This is a genomic window from Curtobacterium sp. AC268, assembly GCF_979258745.1.
The window spans coordinates 1019101-1042259 of record NZ_OZ409878.1 but is presented as its reverse complement, the minus strand read 5'-3'; the positions used below and the strand labels follow the sequence as shown (position 1 = coordinate 1042259).

Sequence of the window (23159 nt, the reverse complement as noted above, 5' to 3'; positions counted from 1 at the left end):
CACCGGTGTTCGCGCTCTGAACACCCGCACAACGCGGTGCAGAGCGCGAACACCGGTGTTTTGCTGTTCCTCCACAGGGGGTGGGGGAGCGAGGGCTGATCACAAAGAGAGGGTCGTCGTCGTGTGGGCCGTGCGGGAGCCGTGACGGTGGGGCCATGGCTCACATCACGGTGTTCGGCGCGGCTCCGGGCGATCCCGATCCGAGAGCGCACCGACGGCTCGCGGAGGCCGCGCGCCGAGGGACCCTGATCCGCCTCACGGCCGGCCGGTACGTCGACCGAGACGCCTTCGAAGCAGCGACTGCAGCGGAGCGCCATCGTGCACGGGTCGAAGCGGTCGCGCCGAACATCCACCCCGCCCTCGTGATCTCCCACGAGTCGGCTGTGGCGATGCTCGGACTCCCGTGGCTCGGAGAGTTCCCCGAGCACGTCGTCGCCACCGATCCGCGTCGAGCCACCGGTCAACGTCGCGCCCATCTGCAGAAGGTCGGAGGGGCGGGTCGTCCGATCGCTCGTACGAGCGTCGGCGGCCTGCCCGTCACGACCCTCGTGGTCACCGGGGTCGACGTCGCGCTCCGAGCGTCGTTCCGCACTGCGGTGGTCGTGTTGGACGCGGTGCTGGCCCGAGGAGTGTCGCAGGAAGCGCTGCTCGCCGAACTGCGCAGCCGGGAGCCTCGTCCGCGGGCGTCCACCCGCGCGCGACGGGCGATCGAGTTCGCGGACGCGGCTGCTGACTCGCCCGGTGAGTCGGTGGCACGGCTGTGTTGGGCAGAAGCGGGGTTCCCGGCGCCGGTGCTGCAGCAGGAGTTCCGCGATGCGGCAGGCCTGATCGGCCGGGTGGACTTCTGGTTCGAGGACGCCGGCGTGGTCGTGGAGTTCGACGGGCTGGTCAAGTACCGCGACCGGACGATGCGCGCTGGTCGGACCCCTGAGCGCGTCGTCATCGACGAGAAGCTCCGAGAGGACCGGCTCCGTGCGCACCGCTCCGTCCGAAGGGTCGTCCGCGTGACGTGGCCGGATGTCGAGCCGGGCGGCGACGGCCCCGTGGCACTCGAGGCAGCCGGAGTGCATCGTGTTCGATGAAGCAAAACACCGGTGTTCACGAGTCGAACCGCGGTGTGCGCGTGTTCAGCCGGCGAACACCGGTGTTTTGCGAGAAGAAGCGCCCGCGCTACGCGAGCTCGAGCAGCACGTGACCGGACGAGACCGTCTGGCCGACCGGGGCGTTCAGGCCGGTGACGACGCCGTCCTTGTGGGCCTGCACGGGCTGCTCCATCTTCATGGCCTCGAGCACGACGAGCAGGTCGCCCTTCACCACGGTGTCACCCTCGGCGACCGCGAGCTTCACCACGGTGGCCTGCATCGGCGACGCGACGGACGACCCCGACTTCGCCAGGCCCCCGCGGACGGCCGACGAACGGCGCTTCGGGGGAGCGGTGGGGCCGGCGGGACGACGACCGGCGAGACCGGCACCGGCAGCACCGCCACCGACGATCGACGGCATGGTGACCTCGATGCGCTTGCCCTGCACCTCGACGACGACGCTCTCGCGCGCAGCCGGGGCCGGAAGTTCCTCGGGGGAGCCGCTCCACGCCGGGATGTCGTTGACGAAGTCGGTCTCGATCCACTGCGTGTAGATGCTGAACGGCTCGTCGTCGGCCGTCGCGAACGCCGGGTCCGACACCACGGCACGGTGGAAGGGGAGCACGGTCGGCAGGCCGGTGACCTCGAACTCGGCGAGTGCACGTCGCGAACGCTCCAGCGCCTCGGCACGGGTCGCGCCGGTGACGATCAGCTTTGCGAGCATCGAGTCGAACGAACCGGACACGACGTCACCGGAGACGACGCCCGAGTCGACACGGACACCGGGGCCGGACGGTGCGTTGAAGGCGTGCACGGGGCCGGGCGCGGGGAAGAAGTTGCGACCCGGGTCCTCGCCGTTGATGCGGAACTCGAACGAGTGCCCCCGCGGCGTGGGGTCCGAGTAGTCGAGCACGCCGCCCTCGGCGATGCGGAACTGCTCGCGCACCAGGTCGATGCCGGTGACCTCTTCGGAGACGCAGTGCTCGACCTGCAGGCGGGTGTTCACCTCGAGGAACGACACGGTGCCGTCGGCACCGATGAGGAACTCGCAGGTGCCGGCACCGACGTAACCGACCTCGCGCAGGATCGCCTTGGACGACTCGTACAGCGCGGTCTGCTGCTCGGGCGTCAGGTAGGGCGCCGGGGCTTCCTCGACGAGCTTCTGGTGGCGTCGCTGCAGCGAGCAGTCGCGGGTGGAGACCACGACGACGTTGCCGTGCTCGTCCGCCAGGCACTGGGTCTCGACGTGGCGCGGCTTGTCCAGGTACTTCTCGACGAAGCACTCGCCCCGACCGAACGCGGCGATCGCCTCACGCGTGGCGGACTCGAAGAGCTCCTCGACCGAGGCACGGTCGCGGACGACCTTCAGACCACGACCGCCACCGCCGAACGCCGCCTTGATCGCGACGGGCAGACCGACCTGGTCGACGAAGTCGAAGACCTCGGAGACGTCCTGCACGGGCTCGATGGTGCCGGGGGCGAGCGGCGCGCCCACCTTCTCGGCGACGTGGCGCGCGGAGACCTTGTCGCCGAGGCGCTCGATCGACGCCGGCGACGGGCCGATCCAGACGAGCCCGGCATCGATGACGGCGCGGGCGAAGTCGGCGTTCTCGGCGAGGAACCCGTAGCCGGGGTGCACGGCGTCCGCGCCGGAGCGGCGGGCGACCGAGATGATCTTGTCGATGACGAGGTACGTGTCGGCGCTCGTGGTGCCGTTCAGCGCGTAGGCCTCGTCGGCGAGGCGGGCGTGCAGGGCATCGCGGTCCTGGTCGGCGTAGACCGCGACCGATGCCTTGCCCGCGTCGCGGGCCGCGCGGATGATGCGGACGGCGATCTCGCCGCGGTTCGCGATGAGGACCTTGCTGATACGGGGCATGACACATCAGCGTATTCGTGCGGCGGGAGTGCGTTTTGACTGGCACCCACAAAGAACCACCCGGAACAGGTGCGGATGTCTACAGTGCCCAGAGGTCGTGCCAGGCGATGCCGAAGCCCCGGAGGAGCATTGATCGCAGCACCGGCAGCGACATCCCGATCACGGCGGACGGTGCTCCGTCGATCCGCGTGATGTACGCCGCGGCCCGACCGTCGATGGTGAAGGCACCCGCCACCTCGAGCGGCTCCCCGGTCGCGACGTACGCGTCGATCTCGTCGACGGACACGTCGTCGGCGAAGGTCAGCACCGCGCTGTCGACCGCGACCACGCGGTCGCCGCCGGCGGCCAGCGCCGACCCGCCGGGCGCGACGTCGCCCAGCTGCGGGACGCCGGCGGTGGACGTGACCAGGGACCGGACGGGAGGCACGGTGCGGGCCGGTGCCGCGCCTCCAGGCCGTCCCGTGGCCGGTTCCGGGTCCCGGTGCCGGTCGTCGCGTCGTCGATCGATCACGCAGTGTCCGCTCCACAGCGTCCCGCCGCCGGCGGCGAGCATCTGCCGCCAGCGCTCCCGGGCGACCGCGGGGTCGTGCGGCTTGCCGTACAGCTGTCCGTCGACCTCGAACGCGGAGTCGCCGCCGAACACGACCCCGTCGACCGGGGACCCGGCGACTGCGGACGCCTTGGCGACGGCGAGCAGCGAGACGAGCTCCGGCCCGGTCAGGGCACGGCCGAGCGATGCCGCGGCGGCGGCGCCGACGGCGTCCTCGTCGACCCCGGGGGACACGAGCACGGGTTCGATCCCGGACTGGGCGAGGAGTGCTCGGCGGGCGGGGGATGTACTCGCGAGGTACAGACGCATGGGACCATCTCACCATGGGTGAATCCGTCGGCACGCTGCTCGAACTCGACGTCACCGGGATCGCCCACGGCGGCATCTCGGTGGCACGACACGAAGGACGGGTGGTCTTCGTCTCGGACGCGATCCCCGGGGAGCGCGTCGTCGCCCGGGTGACCGAGGACCGCAAGAAGTCGTTCTGGCGCGCCGACACGGTCAGCGTCATCACGCCGAGCGAGCACCGCGTCGACCACGTCTGGCCCGAGGCCGCGCTCGAGCGTGACCCCGAGACGCGCCCGGGTGGTGCCGAGTTCGGGCACATCGCCCTCGCACACCAGCGCACGCTCAAGCAGGACGTCCTCGTCGACTCGTTCGCGCGGTTCGCACGGATGGACCTCGCCGAGGTGCTCGGCCACGACGTCGTCGTCGAGGCCGCGCCCGGCGACGACGCGGGGAACGGCCTCGGCTGGCGCACCCGCGTCCGGCTGCACGTCGACGAGCAGGGCACCGCCGGCCCGTTCGCGGCCCGCTCCCACTCCGTCATCCCGGTGACCGGCCTGCCGCTCGCGACCGCCGTCGTGCAGCAGAGCGCCCCGCTCGGCCGCGGTGCGCTGCCGGGCTCGTCGGTCGTCGACGTCCTCGCGCCGAGTGGCTCCGAGGGTGCGCGGCTGGTCATCGACGACCAGAAGCCCACCGTGGTGACCGAGGTCGTGGGGGAGCGCACGTTCCAGGTCGACGACAACGGGTTCTGGCAGGTGCACCGCGCCGCGGCGACCGTGCTCACCGAGGCCGTGCAGGACCTGGTCGACCGCGACCGCCTCGACCCCGAGGGCACCCACCTGGACCTGTACGGCGGTGTCGGCCTGCTCGCCGCCGCCCTCGGCGACCTGGTCGGCCCGAAGGCGCGCATCACGAGCGTCGAGAGCGCCGCCCGTGCCACCGAGCACGCGCAGGAGAACCTGTCCGAGTGGCTCGGCGCCCGCGCGGAGACCGGCCGCGTGGACCGCTGGCTGACGAACACAGTGGCGAACGCCTCGCGCGCCGAGAAGGACCGCTTCCGCGCCGGCACGATCGTGCTCGACCCGCCCCGCGCCGGTGCCGGTCGTGACGTGGTCGTGCAGATCGCCGCGCTCCAGCCGGAGCAGGTCGTCTACGTGGCGTGCGACCCGGTGGCGCTCGCCCGCGACGTCGCGACGTTCGCCGACCTCGGCTACCGGCTCGAAGCACTGCGGGCCTTCGACCTGTTCCCGCACACCCACCACCTGGAAGCCGTCGCGCGCCTGGTCCCCGCACGCTGAGGTCGGGTGGTCGCGCGACCACGTGTCCTTGCGTGTCGGGGTGTCCACCAATCGGCGGACCGGCCAGCGTGGCGCGGCGGAGAAGCCCCGCACCTGAGTCCGGGCTGGGTATCCTGGGTCGTTGATGGCACTCCGGTTTCAGGGGCCGGCGTCGCGCATCGGAACGAGAGGCCACTGTGGCAGCAGGAACGACAACCACCAGCACCGAGACGTCAGGGGCGGCCACCAGGCCGGTCCGGGTCGCGATCGTCGACGACCACGAGTCCGTCCGACTCGGGATCCAGGCGGCGTGCCAGAACGAGGGGTTCGAGGTGGTGCTCACCGCCGCCAGCGTCCCCGAGTACGTCCAGAACCTCGACGGGCGAGAGGTCGACGTCGTCGTCCTCGACCTGTCCCTCGGTGACGGCTCGACCGTGACCGAGAACGTCAAGGGCGTGCAGGGGACGGGATCGGCGGTGCTCGTGCACTCCATCGCGGACCGTGTCGCCAACGTGCGTGAGGCGCTCGCAGCAGGGGCTGCTGGCGTCATCCCGAAGTCCTCGGCCACCAAGACCGTGATGGCCGCGGTCGCCACCGTCGCACGTGGTGACGTGCTCAACAACCTCGAGTGGGCGAGCGCCATCGACGCCGACCGCGACTTCGCGAAGGCGCAGCTCGGCCGCCGCGAGCGCGAGATCCTGCACCTCTACGCCTCGGGTCTCCCGCTCAAGCTCGCCGCCCAGCAGCTCGGCATCGGCTACTCGACGGCTCGTGAGTACCTCGACCGGATCCGTGTGAAGTACGTCGAGGTCGGTCGCCCGGCCCCGACGAAGGTCGACCTGCTGCGTCGAGCCGTCGAGGACGGGATCCTCCCCGGACTCGACTCGGGCATCGACCCCGACGGCGACGGTCGCTGACACGGATGGCGACCGCGGCTGAGTCGGCGCGGACGGTCGTCGAACCGGCGCCGTTCGGCGCCGATCCGGCGCGCAGCGTCCGTGCCTCGATCACGCAGGCGTCGGTCGAGCGCGCGTTCGCGATCCTCCTCGCGATGGCGGCGATCGGCCTCGGCATCGTCGACGCGCCCGCGGTCCTGCAGCAGCTGCCGTACCTCGACCCGTTCTGGGGGCCGACGCTGATGCTCGCCCTCGCGGCGTCGTTCGTGTTCATCGGGGTCTCGGCCTTCGTGCAGCGGGTCGCGCAGCTGGCGCAGATCGTCTGCGCGCTGCTGTTCCTCGTCGTGCTCGTGACGTGGACGGCGACCGTGCAGGAGCCCATCCCGTCGGCGCAGCAGCCGTGGCCGTGGTGGTTCTGCACGGTCGGCTGCACGGCGGCGGCGATGGGCTTCGCCACGTGGCGTGCGACGGTCTACACCGCGCTCGTTCCGGCGGTGTACGTCGTCATCCGGCTCAGCCCGCTCGGCGGCGACGTCGGGGTCCTCGCCGTCCTGCTCGACGGCGTCTACACGGCGCTGCTCAGCGGTGCGGTGCTCGTCATCGCCGTGGTGCTGCGGCGCGCGGCCACGTCGGTCGACACGGCGCAGTCCACGGCCGTGCGGCGGTACTCGCTCGCCATCCGGGAACACGCGACCGAGGTCGAGCGGGTCCAGGTGGACGCCATCGTGCACGACAGCGTGCTCACGACGCTGCTCTCCGCCGCCCGTGCCGACACGCTCGAGGCCAAGACCCTCGCCGCGCGGATGGCCCGGAACGCGATCGACCACCTCGAGGCAGCGGCCACCGACGGTCCCGGCGACGTCGCGCCGGTCGCCCTCGGGGAACTCCGGGCGCGCATCCGCGAGGGGGTGGGTGCGTTGCCCGCCCCGGTCCGCCTCGTCCCGACGCCGACCGGGTCGGTCCGCCTGCCCGCGTCGGTCGCCGACGCGCTGGCCTCGGCGGCGCTGCAGGCCGCGGTGAACAGCGTGCAGCACGCCGGCGACGCTGACGTCTCCCGCTGGGTCCGCATCGAGCAGCAGGGCCAGGGGGTGCTCGTCGAGGTCGGTGACGACGGCCGCGGGTTCGACGTCGCGGCCATCCCCGCCGAACGGCTCGGTGTCCGTCGCTCCATCGTGGAGCGGGTCGCGACCGTCGACGGTCGCGCCGAGGTGCACACCGCACCGGGCGAGGGCACCCGCATCGTGCTGTCGTGGTCGCCGGCCGCGAGGACGACCGCGTGAAGGTCTCCCTGCCGGCGAGCATCGCCCTCGGCCTGGCGTCGCTGTTCTCCGTCTACCACCTGGTCCTCGCGGCGGCCACGCTGCCGCGCGTCGACCAGGTCGCCCCGATCATCGCCTGCATGGTCCTGTACGCCGCGGCCACCGGCCTCGCACTGTTCGTCCCCGGCAGGGTCCTGCCGGTCTGGACGGCCTGCTTCTCGCTCGCCACCGCGATCGTGATGCCGGTGATCGCCGCCCCCGTCCTCGTCGAGGGTCGCGGTCCGGGCTCCGCCACCTGGTGGATCGCGGCCATCGGCACGCTCATGGTGGTGCTCGTCGTGCGCGGCCGCGGACCCTTCGCGTGGGCCGGCGTGCTGTTCCTGACCGTGTACACCGTCGCCTGGGCCGGTCTCGGCTCGCTCGGTGGGCTCGGCGTGGTCGGCAGCGTCGCCTGGGTCGCGATCGCCACGGTCTTCGCCGCCGCGATGAGCCGCGCCACCCGGAACACCCGTGAGCTCGTCCTCGCCGAGCAGGAGACCGCCGACTGGCAGGCCGCGCAGGACGCCCACGTGTTCGAGCGGCAGTTCCGGCTGAGCCAGACCACCCGGATGGCCCTGCCGATGCTGCAGCGCATCATCGACTCCTGCGGCGACCTCGACGACGCCGACCGTGCCGAGTGCCTGCACCTCGAGCAGGCCATCCGCGACGAGATCCGGGGCCGGTCCCTGTTGTCCGACGACGTCCGCGACGAGGTGATGCGCCTGCGTCGCCGCGGCGCGACCGTGCAGCTGCACGACGACGGCGGGCTCGACGACCTGGACGCCCCGGACATCCGCCGCATCCACGCCCGCGTCGCCGAGGCGCTCCGGCAGGCCCGCGACGCCGACAACGTCATCGTCCGGACGGTCGGCGAGGGGTCCGACTCCGCGGTGACCGTCGTCGGACTCCGCCTCGACGGCGCAGCCAGCGAGTCCGCGGCGCTCGGAGCGGGGCTGGACGACGACGACGGTGACGAGGACGACTCCGTCGCACTCTGGCTGGAGATCCCGCGGCACGAGCCGGCGTAGCGCACGCTGCGCGCGGCACGCTGCGCGCGTGTTGCGACGATGCACCACGTGATCGACAGGTGGATCGTCGCGAACGTGGTGCGCACGGTGCTGCGGACGCGCGTGGTGCGCCGGGCGTGCGGGCGGCAGTGGACGCGATGGGGGACAGCCGGGAGGCCCGTGGCGGCCCCGGCACGGGCCTCCCGGCCGTCACGTGGGTGCGCCGGGCTGGCGCGTGCGTGGAAGCGACCACGTCGCTGTCGTACGACAGCGACGATGCCGTTCCGCATCGGCTCGGTGTCGCCCCCCGCAGCCGCCGCAGCACCCGCCACACGCCCCGGAAACGGGGAACGGGCCGGTCGGATACCGACCGGCCCGTTCACGACCCGAGGCTGAGCGACAACCCGAATGTCGCCCTGCCTCGCAGCGGGCGGTGGCTTCGTACCCTAGTCGGCCACCGTCCTGCGATGTCTTTCGTTGAAGGACACCGAACACCAACTACTATGCCCACGCACGAGCTGCGTGTCAGTCGTCATTATGGGGGACAATTCCGGCAGTTCCGGTCCGTATCCGCTGAACGTGTCCCCCGAGTGAGGGGATACCGACCGGGAAGTGCGCCCTGCAACCGTTCCGGTCGCGTGCGCGCCAGGGGTACATCAGCGGAGCGATCGGCCCCAGGCGCCCGGTCCGTGGTCGAGCGGGCGGCGCAGTCCGCGGGCCGCCGCGTCCCACCCCGTGCGGGGCTCGACGACGACGGCGGCGCGTCCGGCCGCTGCGGCTTCGTCGGCCTGGCGCTGCAGGACGGCCACGACGGCGGCGAGCTCCTCGGGCGTGGGGTCGCCGGAGACCACCCGGACGTCCGCCACCGAGGCGGGCTCGTCCGAGGGCACGGCTGCTGCGTGTCGGCCCATCAGAGCGGGATGTTCCCGTGCTTCTTCGGGGGCAGCGTGGCGCGCTTGCCCCGCAGCGACCGGAGGGCCTTGATGACCGACACCCGGGTGGCGTGCGGCTGGATGATGCCGTCGAGCTCACCGCGCTCGGCTGCCAGGTAGGGCGACGCGACGTTGTACGTGTACTCGTTCGCGAGCTTCGTGCGGACCGCGGCGACGTCCTCGCCGGACTCTTCCGCGCGCTTGATCTCGGCGCGGTACAGGATGTTGACGGCACCCTGGCCGCCCATGACGGCGATCTCGGCGGTCGGCCACGCCAGGTTGATGTCGGCACCGAGCTGCTTCGAGCCCATCACGATGTACGCGCCGCCGTAGGCCTTGCGGGTGATGACGGTGACGAGCGGGACGGTGGCCTCGGCGTAGGCGTACAGCAGCTTCGCGCCGCGGCGGATGACGCCGGTCCACTCCTGGTCGGTGCCGGGCAGGTAGCCGGGCACGTCCACCAGGGTCAGGATCGGGATGCCGAACGCGTCGCAGAACCGCACGAAGCGGGCGGCCTTCTCGCCGGCGTCGATGTTCAGCGTGCCGGCCATCGCCTGCGGCTGGTTCGCGATGATGCCGACCGTGCGGCCCTCGACCCGGCCGAAGCCGATCAGGATGTTCGGCGCGAAGAGCGGCTGCACCTCGAGGAACTCACCGTCGTCGACGATGTGCTCGATGATCGTGGTGACGTCGTACGGCTGGTTCGTCGAGTCCGGGATCACGAGGTCGAGCTCGTGGTCGGCGTCGGTGGTCTCGAGCTCCGGGGCGACGTCGTAGGCCGGCGGGTCGGACAGGTTGTTGTCCGGCAGGAACCCGATGAGCGAGCGCGCGTAGTCGAGCGCGTCGGTCTCGTCCTCGGCCAGGTAGTGGGCCACGCCGGAGACCGCGTTGTGCGTCTGGGCGCCGCCGAGCTCCTCGAAGCCGACGTCCTCGCCCGTGACGGTCTTGATGACGTCCGGACCGGTGACGAACATGTGGCTGGTCTTGTCGACCATGATGACGAAGTCGGTCAGGGCGGGGAGTACACCGCACCGCCGGCCGCCGGGCCCATCACGATGGAGAGCTGCGGGATGACGCCGGAGGCCTGGGTGTTCAGGCGGAAGATCTCGCCGTACTTGCCGAGCGCGACGACGCCTTCCTGGATGCGGGCGCCGCCGGAGTCGAGGATGCCGATGATCGGCACACCCGTCTTCAGCGCGTGCTGCATGACCTTGATGATCTTCTCGCCGGCGACCTCGCCGAGGGATCCGCCGAAGACCGTGAAGTCCTGGGCGTAGACCGCGACGTTGCGGCCGTGGATCGTGCCGACGCCGGTGACGACCGCGTCACCGTAGGGGCGCTTGGCGTCCATGCCGAACGACGTGGTGCGGTGGCGCACGAACTCGTCGAACTCCACGAAGGAGTTCGGATCGAGCAGCTGCTCGATGCGTTCGCGCGCGGTGCCCTTGCCCTTCGCGTGCTGCTTGGCGATGGCGGATTCGCCCGCGGCGGTCACGGCCTCGTGGTACCGGTCGCGGAGGTCGGCCAGCCGGCCGGCCGTCGTCGACAGATCGGGGGTGTCTCCTGAAGTCACCCGCTCACCCTACCGGCGGGTGGGACGCTGCCGGTTGGAGGACCCCCACGGTTCCTGCCCGTACATTTGCGTGCATGTCCACATCCCCGTCGCCGTCGTTCCCCGCCACCAGCGAGGCGGTCCGGTCGGCGGGCGCGACGATCACCACCCCCGCCGAGACCGGGTCCACCAACGCGGACCTGCTCGCCGCCGCCCCGGAGCAGCAGCACGGCGGTGTCCTCGCGACCCTGCACCAGACCGCGGGCCGGGGTCGGCTCGACCGCACCTGGACCGCTCCGGCCGGTGAGACGCTCGCCGCCAGCGTGCTCGTCCGTGCGGACCTGGACGACCACGACCGCGGCTGGCTGCCGCTGGTCGCCGGCGCGGCGATGCGCGACGCGATCGCGTCGGTCCTGCCGGTCGGCGCGGACGTCGTCGTGAAGTGGCCGAACGACGTGCAGGTCGCCGGGGACAAGGTGTGCGGGATCCTCTGCCAGGTCGCCGCTGACGGCAGCGTCGTGGTCGGGGCCGGCGTGAACCTGACGATCCCGGCTGATCGGCTGCCCACCCCGACGTCCACCTCGCTCCTGCTCGCCGGCGCGGTCGACGACGCACCCGCCCTGGCCGACGCGGTCCTGTCCGCCTTCCTGCGGTCCGTCCTGGAGGCGGTGGCCGGCCTGGTCACGGGTGGTCCAGCCGCCGAGACGGTCCGGTCCCACGTCCGCGCCGCGTGCGGCACCATCGGTCGCCGCATCCGCCTCGAGCTGCCGGACGGCACCGTCGAGGAGGCCGACGCGACCGGCATCGACGACGCCGGTCGCATCACGATCCGGGACCAGGCGGGGCTCACCAGGGGCGTCGCGGTGGGAGACGTCACCCACCTGCGGTATGCATGACGGCATGACCGCCGAGCCCCCGCCCGAACGTGTCGTCGCGCGCCTGCGACCGCACGCCCGTCGGCTGGTGCGCCCGGCGGTGTTCGTCGTGCTCGTCACCGCGGCCGGCGGCTTCGGCTTCGGTGTCTTCCAGGCGCAGCTGGCGTGGCTGAACGCCGTCGTCGCACTCGTGGTCGTGGTGCTCGTCGTGTTCGGCGGCGCCGTCCCGCTGTTCCGCTGGATGTCGGAGCGGTACGTCGTCACCACCCGTCGCCTGGTCGTGGTCAACGGACTCGGCACCCGGACCCGACGGGAACTCCTGCACTCCCGCGGCTACGACGTCACCGTGCGGCGCCGCGGGCTGCAGGGGCTGTTCCGCTCCGGTGACGTGCTCGTGTTCCCCGGGGACGACCCGGCGGTGGTCCTCGCCGACGTGCCGCACGCCGACCTCGTCGTCGCCGTCCTGCACGACCTGGTGGAGGCCTACGAGGCCAGGCGACGGCATCGCGAGCCGGACTGGGACGAGATCGTCGGCGGCCCGGACCGTCCACCGTGGGGCGACGTGCGGGCCTGACCCGGCCGCTCCGAGCGTCGCTGTGGGCGTCGTGAGGAGAATTCCGGCGAGGAACCGGTACCTTCTTCGACGTGCGTATCTCTGTGATCGGCTGCGGCTACCTCGGTGCCGTGCACGCCGCCTCCATGGCCAAACTCGGACACGAGGTCGTCGCCGTGGACGTCGACCCCACCAAGATCGAGCGGCTCGCCGCGGGCGAGGCCCCCTTCTTCGAGCCAGGCCTGCCCGAGATCCTGACCGAGGCCCTCGAGTCCGGTCGGATCCGCTTCACCACCGACATGGCCGAGGTCGCCGGTGCCCGCGTGCACTTCCTCGCCGTCGGCACCCCGCAGGGTCCGACCGGTGCCGCGGACCTGACCTACGTGGACGCCGCCGTCGCCGCGCTGACCCCCCACCTGTCCGCCGGAGAATTCGTCGTCGGCAAGTCGACCGTGCCCGTCGGCACCGCCGCGCGCCTGGCCGCCGAGGTCAGCGAAGCCGTCCCCGGTGCGACGCTCGTCTGGAACCCCGAGTTCCTGCGTGAGGGCTTCGCCGTGCAGGACACCATCGCGCCGGACCGCTTCGTCTACGGCGTGCCCGACGGCGAGGCCGGCGAACAGGCCGTCGCCGCCCTCGACGAGGTCTACGCCGAGGCGCTGGCCACCGGCACGCCCCGACTCGTCGTCAACCTGCCCACCGCCGAGCTCGTGAAGATCAGCGCCAACGCGTTCCTCGCGACGAAGATCTCGTTCATCAACTCGATGGCCGAGATCGCCGAGGTCGCCGGCGCCGACGTCACGGCGCTCGCCGACGCGATCGGCCACGACGCCCGCATCGGCCGCAAGTTCCTGAACGCCGGCCTCGGTTTCGGTGGCGGCTGCCTGCCCAAGGACATCCGAGCGTTCCAGGCGCGGGCGAACGAGCTGGGCGTCGGGGAGTCCCTGGCGTTCCTGGCCGACGTCGACGCCACGAACCTGCGCCGTCGCGCCCACGTCGTCGAGCTGGCGCAGGAGCTGCTCGGCGGGGTCGTCAGCGGTAAGCGCATCGCGGTGCTCGGCCTGGCCTTCAAGCCGAACTCCGACGACGTCCGCGACTCGCCGGCCCTCGACATCGCGGCCCGCCTGCACGAACTCGGCGCCGTCGTCTCGGCGTACGACCCCGAGGCCGTCGTCACCGCGCGCCGCGTGCGCCCGGAGCTCGACTACGTCGAGAGCGCTGCCGAGGCGCTGGGGGGAGCGGAGCTGGTGCTCGTGCTCACCGAGTGGACCGAGTTCCGCGAGCTCGACGCCACCGCCGCTGCGGCGCTCGTGGCGTCGCCCGTCGTCGTCGACGGCCGCAACTGCCTCGATCGCGATGCCTGGACCGCCGCGGGCTTCACGTACCGCGGCATGGGGCGCTGACCGCGACCGACAGCAGGCCCGGTGCCGGTCCCACGGACCGGCACCGGGCCTGCTGTGCGTGTGCGCTGCGTCGTCAGCCGATGGCGGCGCGCAGCACCGCGCGGTAGCGCTCGCCGATCCGCTCGGTGGAGAACTCCGCCGCCGACACCACGGCCTGCTCCTGGTACCGCGCCCGTGCGGTGTCGTCGGTGAGCACGCGCTGCAACGCTGCCCGGAGCGCGGGGACGTCGCCCGGGGGCACGAGGACACCGGACACGTCGTCCTGCACGACGTCCCGGATGCCGGGCAGGTCGCTCGCGACGATCGCGGCACCGACGGCCGCGGCCTCGAGCAGGGTGACCGGTAGTCCCTCTTGGTCGCCGTTCGCCGCGGGGACCGACGGCACGGCCACGACGGTGGCAGCAGCCAGGGTCTCGAGCACCTCGGTGCGCCCGCGCTGGCCCAGGAACGTCACCGGCAGCCCGGCGGCCTGCTGCTCGAGCTGCGCCCGGTAGGGGCCGTCGCCGACCACGGTGAGTCGCCACGGCACGTCGTCGCCGAGTCCCCGGAGTGCGGCGATCAGGTTGCCGAAGCCCTTCTTCTCGACGAGTCGCCCGACCGCCACCACGTGGTGTTCCTGTGCGGGGACGCGGGCGCGGGTGTCACGGGCCGGACCGAGGTCGACACCCATGGGGATGACGGTGGAGCGTGCCTCGGGCACACCCCACTCGGTCAGGCGGTCGCGCATCTCGGAGTTCACGGTCGTGACGTGCGCCGAACGGCCGAAGACCCAGCGCTTCAGCCGCACCAGGGGAGCGGCGCGCAGGGCGTAGATGTCCCCGCCGTGGGTCGTGACGACGATCGGGACGCCCGGGGCCGCCAGCGTCGCGACGAGTGCCTGCGGGATGGCCCAGTGGGCGTGGATGACGTCGGGCTTCGCGGAGCGGACCACGCGCCGGATCGCGAACCACTGCGCGAGCACCAGCGCCGGCACCTGCACGATGCGCGAGCGACGTTCCTTGAGGTTGTCGAGGATCGCGCCGTCGGCCAGGTCCTCGAACGTTTTCGGGAAGTACGGGAACCGCCGGACACCGACGTCGCCGATGCGCTCGGTGGTGGCACCGCCGGGCACCCGGGGGGTGAGCACCATCGTGTCGAACTCGAGCGCCTCCTGGTGGGCGAGGTCGAGCACGAACGCCGGCACACCGTCGTCCGGACGGGCCGGGAACGTCGAGCCGAGGACGAGCAGACGGGGACGGGCGGAGGGGGTGGGGCGGGACATCGTGCCTTTCCGGGGCTGGCGGGGGACGGTCCGGTAGGCTCTCCACCCGTGCGCGTTCTGATCCACAATAGCGATTCGCCCCACAACCGCGGGGACCGGGCGATCCTCGCCGGCAACGTCGAGCTCGTCCGCCGACGGTGGCCGGACGCCGACATCGTCTCCCTGTCCCAGTACCCCGAGCGGGACGCCGCGTGGTTCGGGATCCGGTTCCTGCCGGTCTCCCCGTACAGCACCGGCATCGGCGACCTGTTCGCCCTGCTCCGTGCCGCGCGCAGCGCCGACGTGGTGCTCTGGGGCGGTGGCGAGATCCTGAAGGACTACACGAACAAGCTCGGCCTCGTGTACTGGTTCGGCAAGATGCTGCTCGTCCGTGCGGTCAACAAGAACCTCGTCGGGGCGTTCCAGGGCATCGGACCGACCACCGCCGGGGTCAGCAAGCGCCTGATCCGCGCCACCGTGGACCTCTGCAGCGCGTTCGCCGTGCGCGACGACGAGTCGCGCGAGAAGCTCCTGTCCTGGGGCGTGAGGACGCCGATCGTGTCGTCGTTCGACCCGGCGGTCGTCGGGACGGTCACGGCGCCCGACGCCGATGTGCTCGAGCGGCTGGAGCGCACCACCGGCCTCACCGCCGAGCGGCTCGACGGGTCGATCGGGTTCGGCGTCCGCCGCTGGTTCCACTACAAGCGCAGTGGCTGGATCCCGTTCCGCTTCCTGCCGAAGCGCTTCCGCGAGACCGGCGTCGACAGCGACCGGCTCGTCACGTACCGCCAGGCCGTCGCGGACCTGGCCGACCGCGTCATCGAGCGCTGGGACGCCGACGTCGTGTTCTACCCGATGCACATGGAGGCCTCGGAGGGCGATGCCGCCTTCGCGCGCGAGGTCATCGCGCGCATGCAGCACGGCGACCGCACCCACGTGGTCGAGGCCGACGAGTTCTCGCCCGCCGAGTACGCCGGCCTGATGTCCCGCAGCCGCCTGTTCCTGGCGAGCCGCCTGCACTCCGCCATCGTCGCGACCATCGCGGGCGTCCCGGCCGCCGTGCTCTACTACGTCGACAAGGGCCGGCTGTTCTTCGAGCAGATGGGCCAGCAGGAGTTCTCGAAGCCGATCGAGGCAGCGCTCGAGCCGACGTTCGTCGACGACGTCACGGCCCAGCTCGAGGCACTCGACGCGAACCGCGACGCGGTCCGCGAGCAGCTCGCCGACGGCGTCGCACGGATGGCGACCGCCCTGGACGCTGACTTCGCCGAGGCCACCCGCCGCACGCGCTGACGTCGGGCGGGGTTACTCCGTCTTCTTCGCGAACGCGCGGAGGTTCGCGCCGTCGGCGCTGCGGTAGACGTCCTGGTCGCCGGGGAGCGTCCCGCTGGCCGCCCACTGCCAGAAGCGCCACCCGGTGGACTTCCAGCTGGCACCGAGGGTGCCGGGGCCCGAGAAGTCCTTGACCGGGTAGATCGCGACGAACAACGGGTTCTTCGAGAACCGGATGCTGTTGTTCGTGCAGCGCTTCCACCAGTCGGTCGTGGTGTAGATCGCCGGGTAGCGGTGCGTCTTCTTGTAGACGGTGGCCGAGAAGTCCGCGATCCACGACCGCATCTGCGGCCAGCTCTTGCCGTAGCAGACGCCCTGGGCCGCGGTGCCGTACTCGATGTCGAGCAGCGGGGGAGCGTGACGCCGTCGGCCGTCCACTGCCCGCCGTGGGCGAAGAAGTAGTTCGCGGTTGCCGCGCCGCTGGCCTTGCTCGGCTGGGCGTACACGTAGCCACCGCGGATGAAGCCCGCGTTCTTGGCGTTCCGGTACTGCGACGCGTACGTCGAGCTGACGTACGAGACGCCCTCGGTCGCCTTGATGTAGGCGAAGCGGGCGCCGAGTCCGTAGGCCGCCGTGAAGTCGACGTTCGGCTGCCAGGCGCTGACGTCCATGCCGTTGATCTTGCCCGTCGGGCGCTTCGCGGCAGCGGCGGCCTGAGCGGTCGTGCGCAGGGAGGTCGGCCCGACGGGCAGGTCGGCCGCCACCCGGGTCTGCCCGGTGTGTGCCGCGATGCCGGCGCCCATCACGTGGTTGCCGGTGGTGTCCATCTCGGCGACGGACGGCCCGCTCGCCGTCGAGCTCGTGGTGCTGGTGCTGGTGCTGGTGCTGGTGCTGGCCGTCGTGGTGCCCGGCGTCTCGGACCACGCCGGACCGGCCACCAGCGTCATCGCTCCGGCCACCACCGTCGCCGTGCCCAGGCCGAGGAACCTTCTGCTGGATCTGCGCATGCCGTCTCGTCTTCCCTGTCGAGATGCGTGGAGCCCTGTCGCCCACGTCGCGTCCGAGCCATGGTAGCCGCCGCCCCACGGCGTACTGGCCGCTCAGCGCACCGTGGACCCGCCCGCCGGCTGGACGGTCTCGACGGTGGGGATCGGTTCCCGCGAAGCCACCTCGGCGGCGGCGTGACGTTGCCGCTGGTTGAGGAAGTTCCGCTCGACCAGCCACCAGAAGCCGACGCAGAGCGCGATCGTCACCGGCACCACGACGACGACCATGACGAGGAACTGCCACTTCGTCGAGAGCCCCAGGGGCAGCAGGAGCAGGTTGCCGAGCGCCAGCAAGGGGCTGTGGAAGAGGTAGACCGAGTACGAGACGAGCCCTGCGAGGACGAACGGTCTCCAGGCGAGGAACCGCGAGAGCCAGGTGTGGTGCCCGGTGACGGCGGCCACTCCGAGCCAGGTGAGGACGATGCCGGAGAGCACGCCGATGGAGATCTCCGACGGCCAGGTCTGCTGCTGGAAGTACAGACGACGCGACGCGAACATCAGGACCATCGCCGCGGTCGCTGCGACGACGAGTGCGCCGGTCACCCAGCCGGTCCACCGCGGCGCGAGGAACCGGAGCCGTCCCTCGAGGTGAGCGTCGCGCGCCCGCACGGTGATCGCCGCGGCGAGCATGCCGATGGCGAAGAGCCCGACGAACCACGGGTGCATCGAGGCGTACCGGTTCTCGACGCCCATCCAGAGCCCGGCCGCGACGAGGACGGTGGTCGTCACCCACCCGCCGAGCAGGCGCCACATCGGCAGGATGAGCAGCGCCATGAGGAAGTAGATCTGCCACTCGATCGCGACGCTCCACATCGGCCCGTTGATCTTGCCGATGTACGTCGGGAAGAAGTCGTGCACCAGGAACAGGTGCGTCAGGAACGCGCCCCACCCCATCGGGAGCTTCGTGTCCCACTGGGTGCCGTGCGGGTTGTGCATCACCGGCACGAACAGGACCACCAGGGCGAACAGCACCAGCGCCGCCCAGTACGGCGGCAGGATCCGTCGGGCACGTCGCCAGATGAACTTCCAGAAGCCGCCGGGGACCCGGTAGCCGTCGGAGCGGGTCATCACCGGCAGCATGAGCACGTACCCGGAGAGCACGATGAACAGGGGGACGCCGAGGTAGCCCCACCCGATGATCGGACGCATCCACGGCATGTCCGTCTTCGCGGCGTCGGTGAGGCCGGTGAACAGGTACGTGTGGTGGAACACGACGGCGAAGGCTGCGAGTCCTCGAAGCCCGTCGAGGTACGTGAACTCGAGTCGGGCGTTCTCCCGTGGCTGGTGGGGCAACGGCATCCTCGGGTCGGTGATCGGTCGGTCGTGTCGGCGGCAAGTTTCGCACACACCGGAGCGGCTAGCATGACCTGAGCTCAGCAGCACCGGCAGGAGACCCGTTTGTCAGGAACCACCAGCGACGCCCCGACCCCCGAGGGGAAGCGTCCGCCGTCCTGGCGACGGCTCCTCGGCAAGGCGGTCCCGATCGTCTTCTACGTGCTCCTCGCGGTCTTCCTCCTGCTCTACGTCCGGAGCGTCGACTGGGGGCAGCTCGCCGGGCTGGACTGGCAGTGGTCCTGGGTCGTCGTGGCGACGCTGATCAGCCTCGGGTTCCGCTACTGGGGCGTCGGCATCTGGTTCTACCTGCTGCGACGGCTCGGCGCGACCGGCCTCAAGGGCTCCGGTGTGACGCTCACCTACGTCTACGCCAAGTCCTGGATGGGTCGCTACATCCCCGGGGCCGCGACGTGGATCATCGGCAAGGTCTACTTCGCCTCGAAGCACGGTGTCTCGAAGGCCCGGCTCGGCGTCAGCGGCCTGCTCGAAGGTGCGCTGCAGATCGCCGCCACCCTGGCCCTGGCGCTCGTGCTGCTGCTCATCGACCCCCGCACGCACTCGCTCAACCCGTGGCTCATCGCGCTCATGATCGCGGCGTTCGTCGGCTGCGTCGTCTGCCTGATCCCGCGCGTCTTCGTCTTCCTGATCGGCATCGCGCTGAAGATCCTGCGCCGCAAGCCGCTCGAGGCCGACGTCCGCCCCAACCTGGGCACGGTCCTCGGCGGCGCCGGACTGTACATCGCCGGCGCGGTCCTGTCCGGGACGGCGTACTACTTCATCACGCTGGCCGTGTACCCGTCGCTCAAGCTCACCGACGCGGCGTTCGTGATCGGTGCGGCGAGCATGGCTTCGGCGATCAGCATGCTGGCCGTGTTCGCCCCCGGTGGGCTCGGCGTCCGCGAGGGCGTGCAGGCACTGCTCCTCGCCATCGTGATGCCGGTGCCGATCGCCCTCGTCGTGGTGGTCGTCACCCGTGTCTGGAGCCTGGCGGTCGACGGGCTGTTCCTGCTCTGCGCCGCAGCCCCCACGTGGTTCCGGCGCAACCGCCCGACCGACGACCCCTCCGCGGTCGAGGGCGGCGTCCCCGCCGCCTGACGCGCACTTCGTGAGCAGGAACGGTCGGGTCCGCGGTGCGCGACCCGACCGTTCCTGCTCACGATCCGGGTGCACCCGACGCGCGTGACGACGGACGGGAGGCCCGGTGCCAGCTGGCACCGGGCCTCCCGTCCGTCTCGTGGGGCGTCCACCCCGTCAGCCGCACGTCCGACGCGTGGTCACGTCGCGAGCCCGGCCACTCGACGGTCGGCACGGGCGACCTGCACGACCGACACGACGAGCCCGACCGCGACCAGGGCCACGACGACCACGAGCACCGTCGGCGGCACCGGCCCGATCTCGGTGTAGCGGAGCAGCCCGCGGCCCGTCACGGGGAACAGGGCGGCGTTCCAGAACCAGGCCGACGCCACCGCGAACCCGTACACACCCACCGCGGGCAGCAGCACGGCCAGTCCCACCGCGACCCACGAGCGTGCGCGTCCGGCGGGCACCAGGCGACGCCACGCCAGGGCGCTCAGCACGATCAGGCAGACGATCGCGGGGAAGTAGTACCGGCCCTGGGTGGCGGCGACCTCGGTCGTCCGGAGGTAGGCTCCCGCGCTCGTCTCGTTCTGGATGCCGATGAGCAGCGCCGGGAACACCGCCAGGCACAGGGCCACCCGCAGGTCCGGTCCGCGCCGGAACGCCCAGCCGACCAGGACGACCAGGACGACGATCGTCAGGACGGCGGTCAGCATGTCACCCATGCTCACCTGGGCCCGGGCGCCGAAGCTGCCCCAGAACGTGCGAGCCAGGGTTCCCCAGCTGACGTCGAGGAAGTGTCCCAGCGTCGGGTGCTCGCCCGGTGGGAAGTCCTTCGGCGGACGGATGGACGCGTAGCCGTTCGGCTGGATCCGGCCGTAGGCGAACCAGTTGTGCAGCCACCACCAGGCGCCGATGCCCCCGGACACGGCCATCGCGACCACCGTGCGTACCACCCGTTGCCGCAGGGACAGCACCCCGGCACCGGCGAAGAGCACGACGACGGCGACGAACGGCACCGCGGGCAGCCCCGTCCCCTTGATCCAGACCAGGGCACCGAGGACCGCCGCCAGGGCGATCGTGGTGCGCCACCGGGTGTCGCCGGTCAGCAGTCTGCTGGCGAGCCACACGACGACGCCGGCGACGAGCAGTACGGGGGCGTCGTTCGAGAACGAGGACCCGATGGAGGCGAGCTCGGGCGTCGCGAACACCGCCAGCCCGCCGACGAGTGCGGCGCGCGGAGACCGGGTCACCCGGCGGACGGACGCCCACGCCAGCAGCGGCAGGGCGGTGACGGCGAGGACGTCGGCGAGTCGGAGCGCGATGAACGCCCGGTCCCACCGCAGGTCGCCGAAGTCCACGGCACGGAGCACGGCGGCACCGGCGAGGTACGCGGTCGGCGGGTGCTGGGTCATCTGGTTGACGGTCGCGGACGGCCCGGGGGCGTTCTGCAGCAGCTCGCTCACGGTCGACCACTGGCTGGACGGCTTCGTGGCCAGCTCGGTCTTCGCGGCCTCGACGGCGTTCGTGACGTGCAGGTCACCGGGAGCGGCCCAGGCGTCACCGACTGCGAGGTGCACCGCGGCGTCGATGTGGGCGGTCTCGTCCGGGGCCTGGAAGACCGGGACGACCAGCGCCCAGGCGACGAGCCACAGGCCGAAGGTGGCGGTGACGACCGCGATCGCCACACGCTCCCAGCGAGCGATGCGGGGTGGCGCCGTGGTGGGGGTGCTGTCGCGGGTGCGGGTGGTGGTCTCGTGGGCCGTCACCCGAACGATCCTAGAGTGCGTCCTGACGTGCGGCGTCGGCGTCCGCGGGCACCGTGGCGGTGCGTTCGGGGTGGTACACCCACACCTTGTAGAGCCAGAAGCGGAAGACCGTGCCGAGCACGAGGCCGACGATGTTCGCGACGTTGTCGGCGAGCACCGAGGTGAGTCCCATCGCGTAGTGGGACACCCCGAGGCAGGCGAGCGCGATGACCATGCCGCCGAGCGACACGACGACGAACTCGACCCCCTCGCGGGTGGCCACCGCCCGTCGCTGCTCGCGGAACGTCCAGTACCGGTTGCCCATCCAGTTCACGAAGATCGCCACGACCGTGGAGACGACCTTCGCCCAGAACGGCCCCGAGTGGACGTCCTCGGGGTTCAGGACCGTGATGCGCAGCACGTTGAACACCGTGGTGTCCACGACGAAGCCGACGGCACCGACGACGCCGAAGCGTGCCAGCTGGGCGATGAGGCGCCGCACGAGCCCTCCAGGATCCGTAGAGTTGTGACCGGTCGTGCAGAGCGCGACCCGAACAGCGATTGTAGACAACGCGTTCACACCATGCGGTGGGAACGCCGGAAGGATCACACAGCATGGCGTTGCGCGTCGGGGTCATCGGTGGGGGACAGCTGGCACGGATGATGGTGCCGGCGGCGGTCGAGCTGGGGATCGACATCCGGGTGCTCGCCGAGGGGCCGGGCATGTCCGCGGACATCGCCGCCACCGCCGAGGGCGACTACCACGACGCCGCCACCGTGCTCGAGTTCGCCCGGCAGGTCGACGTCGTGACCTTCGACCACGAGCACGTGCCGCAGGACGTCCTGCGCAGCCTGGTCGACGCGGGCGTGGCGGTCCACCCCGGGCCGGACGCGCTGGCCGTCGCGCAGGACAAGATCACCATGCGCCGCCAGCTGAGCGACCTCGGGTTGCCGGTACCCGACTGGGCCGCCGTGCACGGTCCCGACGAACTCCGCGCCTTCCTCGCCGAGCACGGTGGCCGAGCCGTCGTCAAGACGCCGCGGGGCGGCTACGACGGCAAGGGCGTCCGGGTCGTCTCGGACGCCTCCGACGTCGACGACTGGTTCATCGCCGTGGCCGAGGCCGGCGGCGACCAGGCCCTCCTGGTCGAGGAGCTCGTCCCCTTCACCCGCGAGCTCGCGCAGTCCGTGGCCCGCCGCCCCTCGGGGCAGGTGGTCGCCTGGCCGCTCGTCGAGACCGTGCAGCGCGACGGGGTCTGCGCCGAGGTCATCGCACCGGCCCCGGACAGCGCCGGCCGGATCGCCGACCTGACCGAGTCGATCGCCGTCCGCATCGCCGAAGCACTCGGGGTGACCGGCGTGCTGGCCGTCGAGCTGTTCCAGACCGACGACGAACGCATCCTGATCAACGAGCTCGCGATGCGTCCGCACAACACCGGGCACTGGACCATCGACGGCGCCACCACGAGCCAGTTCGAGCAGCACCTGCGGGCGGTCCTCGACCTGCCGCTCGGAGCCACCGGCTCGTTCGCCCCGGCGTCCGTCATGGTGAACGTGCTCGGCGGACCCGTGGACGGCGACCTCGCCGCCCGGTACCCCGCAGCGCTCGAGGCCTTCCCCGAAGCGAAGTACCACTTCTACGGCAAGGCGCCCCGGCCCGGCCGGAAGATCGGGCACGTCACGGTGCTCGGTGACGACGTCGACGACGTCGTCTACCGCGCCCGCGCGGCCGCAGCGCACTTCGACGACTGAGGTCGCGTCCTCGACGTGACCGGATGACGCCACTGGAGGCCCGTGGCGACGCCGCCACGGGCCTCCAGTGGCGTCGCGGGAGCGGGACACACTTGTCGGCCGCTCT

Annotated in this window: 19 protein-coding genes and 2 pseudogenes; 12 read left to right on the top strand and 9 right to left on the bottom strand. The window is 71.7% G+C overall.

The annotated features are described in order from the left end of the window. Positions 1 to 155 precede the first annotated feature (155 nt). A complete protein-coding gene (locus tag ACZZ9K_RS04820; protein ID WP_463443450.1) occupies positions 156 to 1082 on the top strand; it encodes a hypothetical protein in 927 nt (308 codons plus the stop codon). An 88-nt stretch (positions 1083 to 1170) separates the two neighbouring features. Here the strand turns inward: ACZZ9K_RS04820 and ACZZ9K_RS04815 are convergent, their stop codons facing one another. Both ACZZ9K_RS04815 and ACZZ9K_RS04810 read right to left on the bottom strand, forming a co-directional pair. Beyond that, positions 1171 to 2958: an acetyl/propionyl/methylcrotonyl-CoA carboxylase subunit alpha gene (locus tag ACZZ9K_RS04815; protein WP_138803773.1), complete on the bottom strand. Its 1788-nt coding sequence runs from the start codon at positions 2956 to 2958 to the stop codon at positions 1171 to 1173. 79 nt (positions 2959 to 3037) lie between these two features. Beyond that, on the bottom strand, positions 3038 to 3817 hold the full coding sequence (locus ACZZ9K_RS04810) for a Maf family protein (RefSeq protein WP_463443449.1): 780 nt from the start codon (positions 3815 to 3817) through the stop codon (positions 3038 to 3040). A 14-nt stretch (positions 3818 to 3831) separates the two neighbouring features. Here ACZZ9K_RS04810 and ACZZ9K_RS04805 point away from each other — a divergent pair, with 14 nt between their 5' ends. The 4 genes from ACZZ9K_RS04805 (at position 3832) to ACZZ9K_RS04790 (ending at position 8292) form a co-directional block, all read left to right on the top strand. Further along, complete coding sequence (locus ACZZ9K_RS04805) at positions 3832 to 5091, top strand: class I SAM-dependent RNA methyltransferase (RefSeq protein WP_463443448.1); 1260 nt, start codon at positions 3832 to 3834, stop codon at positions 5089 to 5091. 176 nt (positions 5092 to 5267) lie between these two features. Beyond that, on the top strand, positions 5268 to 5987 hold the full coding sequence (locus ACZZ9K_RS04800) for a response regulator transcription factor (protein ID WP_017888757.1): 720 nt from the start codon (positions 5268 to 5270) through the stop codon (positions 5985 to 5987). 5 nt (positions 5988 to 5992) lie between these two features. Beyond that, on the top strand, positions 5993 to 7246 hold the full coding sequence (locus tag ACZZ9K_RS04795; RefSeq protein WP_463443447.1) for a sensor histidine kinase: 1254 nt from the start codon (positions 5993 to 5995) through the stop codon (positions 7244 to 7246). Beyond that, on the top strand, positions 7216 to 8292 hold the full coding sequence (locus tag ACZZ9K_RS04790; RefSeq protein ID WP_463443446.1) for a hypothetical protein: 1077 nt from the start codon (positions 7216 to 7218) through the stop codon (positions 8290 to 8292). The genes ACZZ9K_RS04795 and ACZZ9K_RS04790 overlap by 31 nt, the downstream gene beginning before the upstream one ends. 635 nt (positions 8293 to 8927) lie before the next feature. Here the strand turns inward: ACZZ9K_RS04790 and ACZZ9K_RS04785 are convergent. Together ACZZ9K_RS04785 and ACZZ9K_RS04780 are read right to left on the bottom strand one after the other, a co-directional pair. Next, positions 8928 to 9182, bottom strand: coding sequence for an acyl-CoA carboxylase subunit epsilon (locus ACZZ9K_RS04785; RefSeq protein WP_051596908.1), 255 nt, complete (start codon positions 9180 to 9182; stop codon positions 8928 to 8930). Further along, positions 9182 to 10776, bottom strand: a pseudogene (locus tag ACZZ9K_RS04780) (acyl-CoA carboxylase subunit beta). Before ACZZ9K_RS04780 ends, ACZZ9K_RS04785 begins: the two are co-directional and overlap by 1 nt. 74 nt (positions 10777 to 10850) lie before the next feature. Between ACZZ9K_RS04780 and ACZZ9K_RS04775 the strand changes: the two are divergent. The 3 genes from ACZZ9K_RS04775 to ACZZ9K_RS04765 all read left to right on the top strand — a co-directional run bounded on the left by ACZZ9K_RS04775 (position 10851) and on the right by ACZZ9K_RS04765 (position 13583). Continuing rightward, a complete protein-coding gene (locus ACZZ9K_RS04775; protein WP_463443445.1) occupies positions 10851 to 11651 on the top strand; it encodes a biotin--[acetyl-CoA-carboxylase] ligase in 801 nt (266 codons plus the stop codon). A gap of 4 nt (positions 11652 to 11655) precedes the next feature. Beyond that, positions 11656 to 12204 carry a PH domain-containing protein gene (locus ACZZ9K_RS04770; RefSeq protein WP_071244247.1) on the top strand — a complete coding sequence of 183 codons (549 nt, stop codon included), beginning with the start codon at positions 11656 to 11658 and terminating at the stop codon, positions 12202 to 12204. 71 nt (positions 12205 to 12275) lie between these two features. Beyond that, a complete protein-coding gene (locus ACZZ9K_RS04765; protein ID WP_463443444.1) occupies positions 12276 to 13583 on the top strand; it encodes a UDP-glucose dehydrogenase family protein in 1308 nt (435 codons plus the stop codon). Between the two features lie 73 nt (positions 13584 to 13656). Here the strand turns inward: ACZZ9K_RS04765 and ACZZ9K_RS04760 are convergent, their stop codons facing one another. After that, the gene (locus ACZZ9K_RS04760; protein WP_463443443.1) at positions 13657 to 14844 is read right to left on the bottom strand and encodes a glycosyltransferase; all 1188 of its coding nucleotides are present in this window, start codon (positions 14842 to 14844) and stop codon (positions 13657 to 13659) included. A 48-nt stretch (positions 14845 to 14892) separates the two neighbouring features. Here ACZZ9K_RS04760 and ACZZ9K_RS04755 point away from each other — a divergent pair, with 48 nt between their 5' ends. Next, positions 14893 to 16116, top strand: a complete 1224-nt coding sequence (locus ACZZ9K_RS04755; RefSeq protein ID WP_185974249.1) for a polysaccharide pyruvyl transferase family protein — start codon at positions 14893 to 14895, stop codon at positions 16114 to 16116. A gap of 12 nt (positions 16117 to 16128) precedes the next feature. Here the strand turns inward: ACZZ9K_RS04755 and ACZZ9K_RS04750 are convergent. Next, positions 16129 to 16766 (bottom strand): annotated as a pseudogene (locus tag ACZZ9K_RS04750) (GH25 family lysozyme). Positions 16767 to 16914: 148 nt separating this feature from the next. On the opposite strand from ACZZ9K_RS04750, the gene ACZZ9K_RS04745 reads away from it, so the two are divergent. Beyond that, complete coding sequence (locus ACZZ9K_RS04745; protein WP_463444766.1) at positions 16915 to 17169, top strand: hypothetical protein; 255 nt, start codon at positions 16915 to 16917, stop codon at positions 17167 to 17169. Between the two features lie 26 nt (positions 17170 to 17195). On the opposite strand, the gene ACZZ9K_RS04740 is transcribed toward ACZZ9K_RS04745, so the two are convergent. Continuing rightward, positions 17196 to 18434 carry an acyltransferase family protein gene (locus ACZZ9K_RS04740; RefSeq protein ID WP_463443442.1) on the bottom strand — a complete coding sequence of 413 codons (1239 nt, stop codon included), beginning with the start codon at positions 18432 to 18434 and terminating at the stop codon, positions 17196 to 17198. Between the two features lie 105 nt (positions 18435 to 18539). On the opposite strand from ACZZ9K_RS04740, the gene ACZZ9K_RS04735 reads away from it, so the two are divergent. Then, on the top strand, positions 18540 to 19571 hold the full coding sequence (locus ACZZ9K_RS04735; protein ID WP_138803763.1) for a lysylphosphatidylglycerol synthase domain-containing protein: 1032 nt from the start codon (positions 18540 to 18542) through the stop codon (positions 19569 to 19571). 179 nt (positions 19572 to 19750) lie between these two features. On the opposite strand, the gene ACZZ9K_RS04730 is transcribed toward ACZZ9K_RS04735, so the two are convergent. Together ACZZ9K_RS04730 and ACZZ9K_RS04725 are read right to left on the bottom strand one after the other, a co-directional pair. Then, entirely contained in the window at positions 19751 to 21322 is a 1572-nt protein-coding gene (locus ACZZ9K_RS04730; protein ID WP_463443441.1) for a DUF2142 domain-containing protein, read from the bottom strand. A gap of 10 nt (positions 21323 to 21332) precedes the next feature. Further along, positions 21333 to 21803: a GtrA family protein gene (locus ACZZ9K_RS04725; RefSeq protein WP_463443440.1), complete on the bottom strand. Its 471-nt coding sequence runs from the start codon at positions 21801 to 21803 to the stop codon at positions 21333 to 21335. A gap of 113 nt (positions 21804 to 21916) precedes the next feature. Between ACZZ9K_RS04725 and ACZZ9K_RS04720 the strand changes: the two genes are divergently transcribed. Continuing rightward, entirely contained in the window at positions 21917 to 23053 is a 1137-nt protein-coding gene (locus ACZZ9K_RS04720) for a 5-(carboxyamino)imidazole ribonucleotide synthase (RefSeq protein WP_463443439.1), read from the top strand. Positions 23054 to 23159: the final 106 nt, after the last annotated feature.

Coding starts and splice junctions, on each gene's coding strand:
- ACZZ9K_RS04770 (WP_071244247.1), top strand. CDS start 11,656: ATGACCGCCGAGCCCCCGCCCGAACGTGTCGTCGCGCGCCTGCGACCG.
- ACZZ9K_RS04820 (WP_463443450.1), top strand. CDS start 156: ATGGCTCACATCACGGTGTTCGGCGCGGCTCCGGGCGATCCCGATCCG.
- ACZZ9K_RS04720 (WP_463443439.1), top strand. CDS start 21,917: ATGGCGTTGCGCGTCGGGGTCATCGGTGGGGGACAGCTGGCACGGATG.
- ACZZ9K_RS04805 (WP_463443448.1), top strand. CDS start 3,832: ATGGGTGAATCCGTCGGCACGCTGCTCGAACTCGACGTCACCGGGATC.
- ACZZ9K_RS04795 (WP_463443447.1), top strand. CDS start 5,993: ATGGCGACCGCGGCTGAGTCGGCGCGGACGGTCGTCGAACCGGCGCCG.
- ACZZ9K_RS04785 (WP_051596908.1), bottom strand. CDS start 9,182: ATGGGCCGACACGCAGCAGCCGTGCCCTCGGACGAGCCCGCCTCGGTG.
- ACZZ9K_RS04810 (WP_463443449.1), bottom strand. CDS start 3,817: ATGCGTCTGTACCTCGCGAGTACATCCCCCGCCCGCCGAGCACTCCTC.
- ACZZ9K_RS04775 (WP_463443445.1), top strand. CDS start 10,851: ATGTCCACATCCCCGTCGCCGTCGTTCCCCGCCACCAGCGAGGCGGTC.
- ACZZ9K_RS04760 (WP_463443443.1), bottom strand. CDS start 14,844: ATGTCCCGCCCCACCCCCTCCGCCCGTCCCCGTCTGCTCGTCCTCGGC.
- ACZZ9K_RS04815 (WP_138803773.1), bottom strand. CDS start 2,958: ATGCCCCGTATCAGCAAGGTCCTCATCGCGAACCGCGGCGAGATCGCC.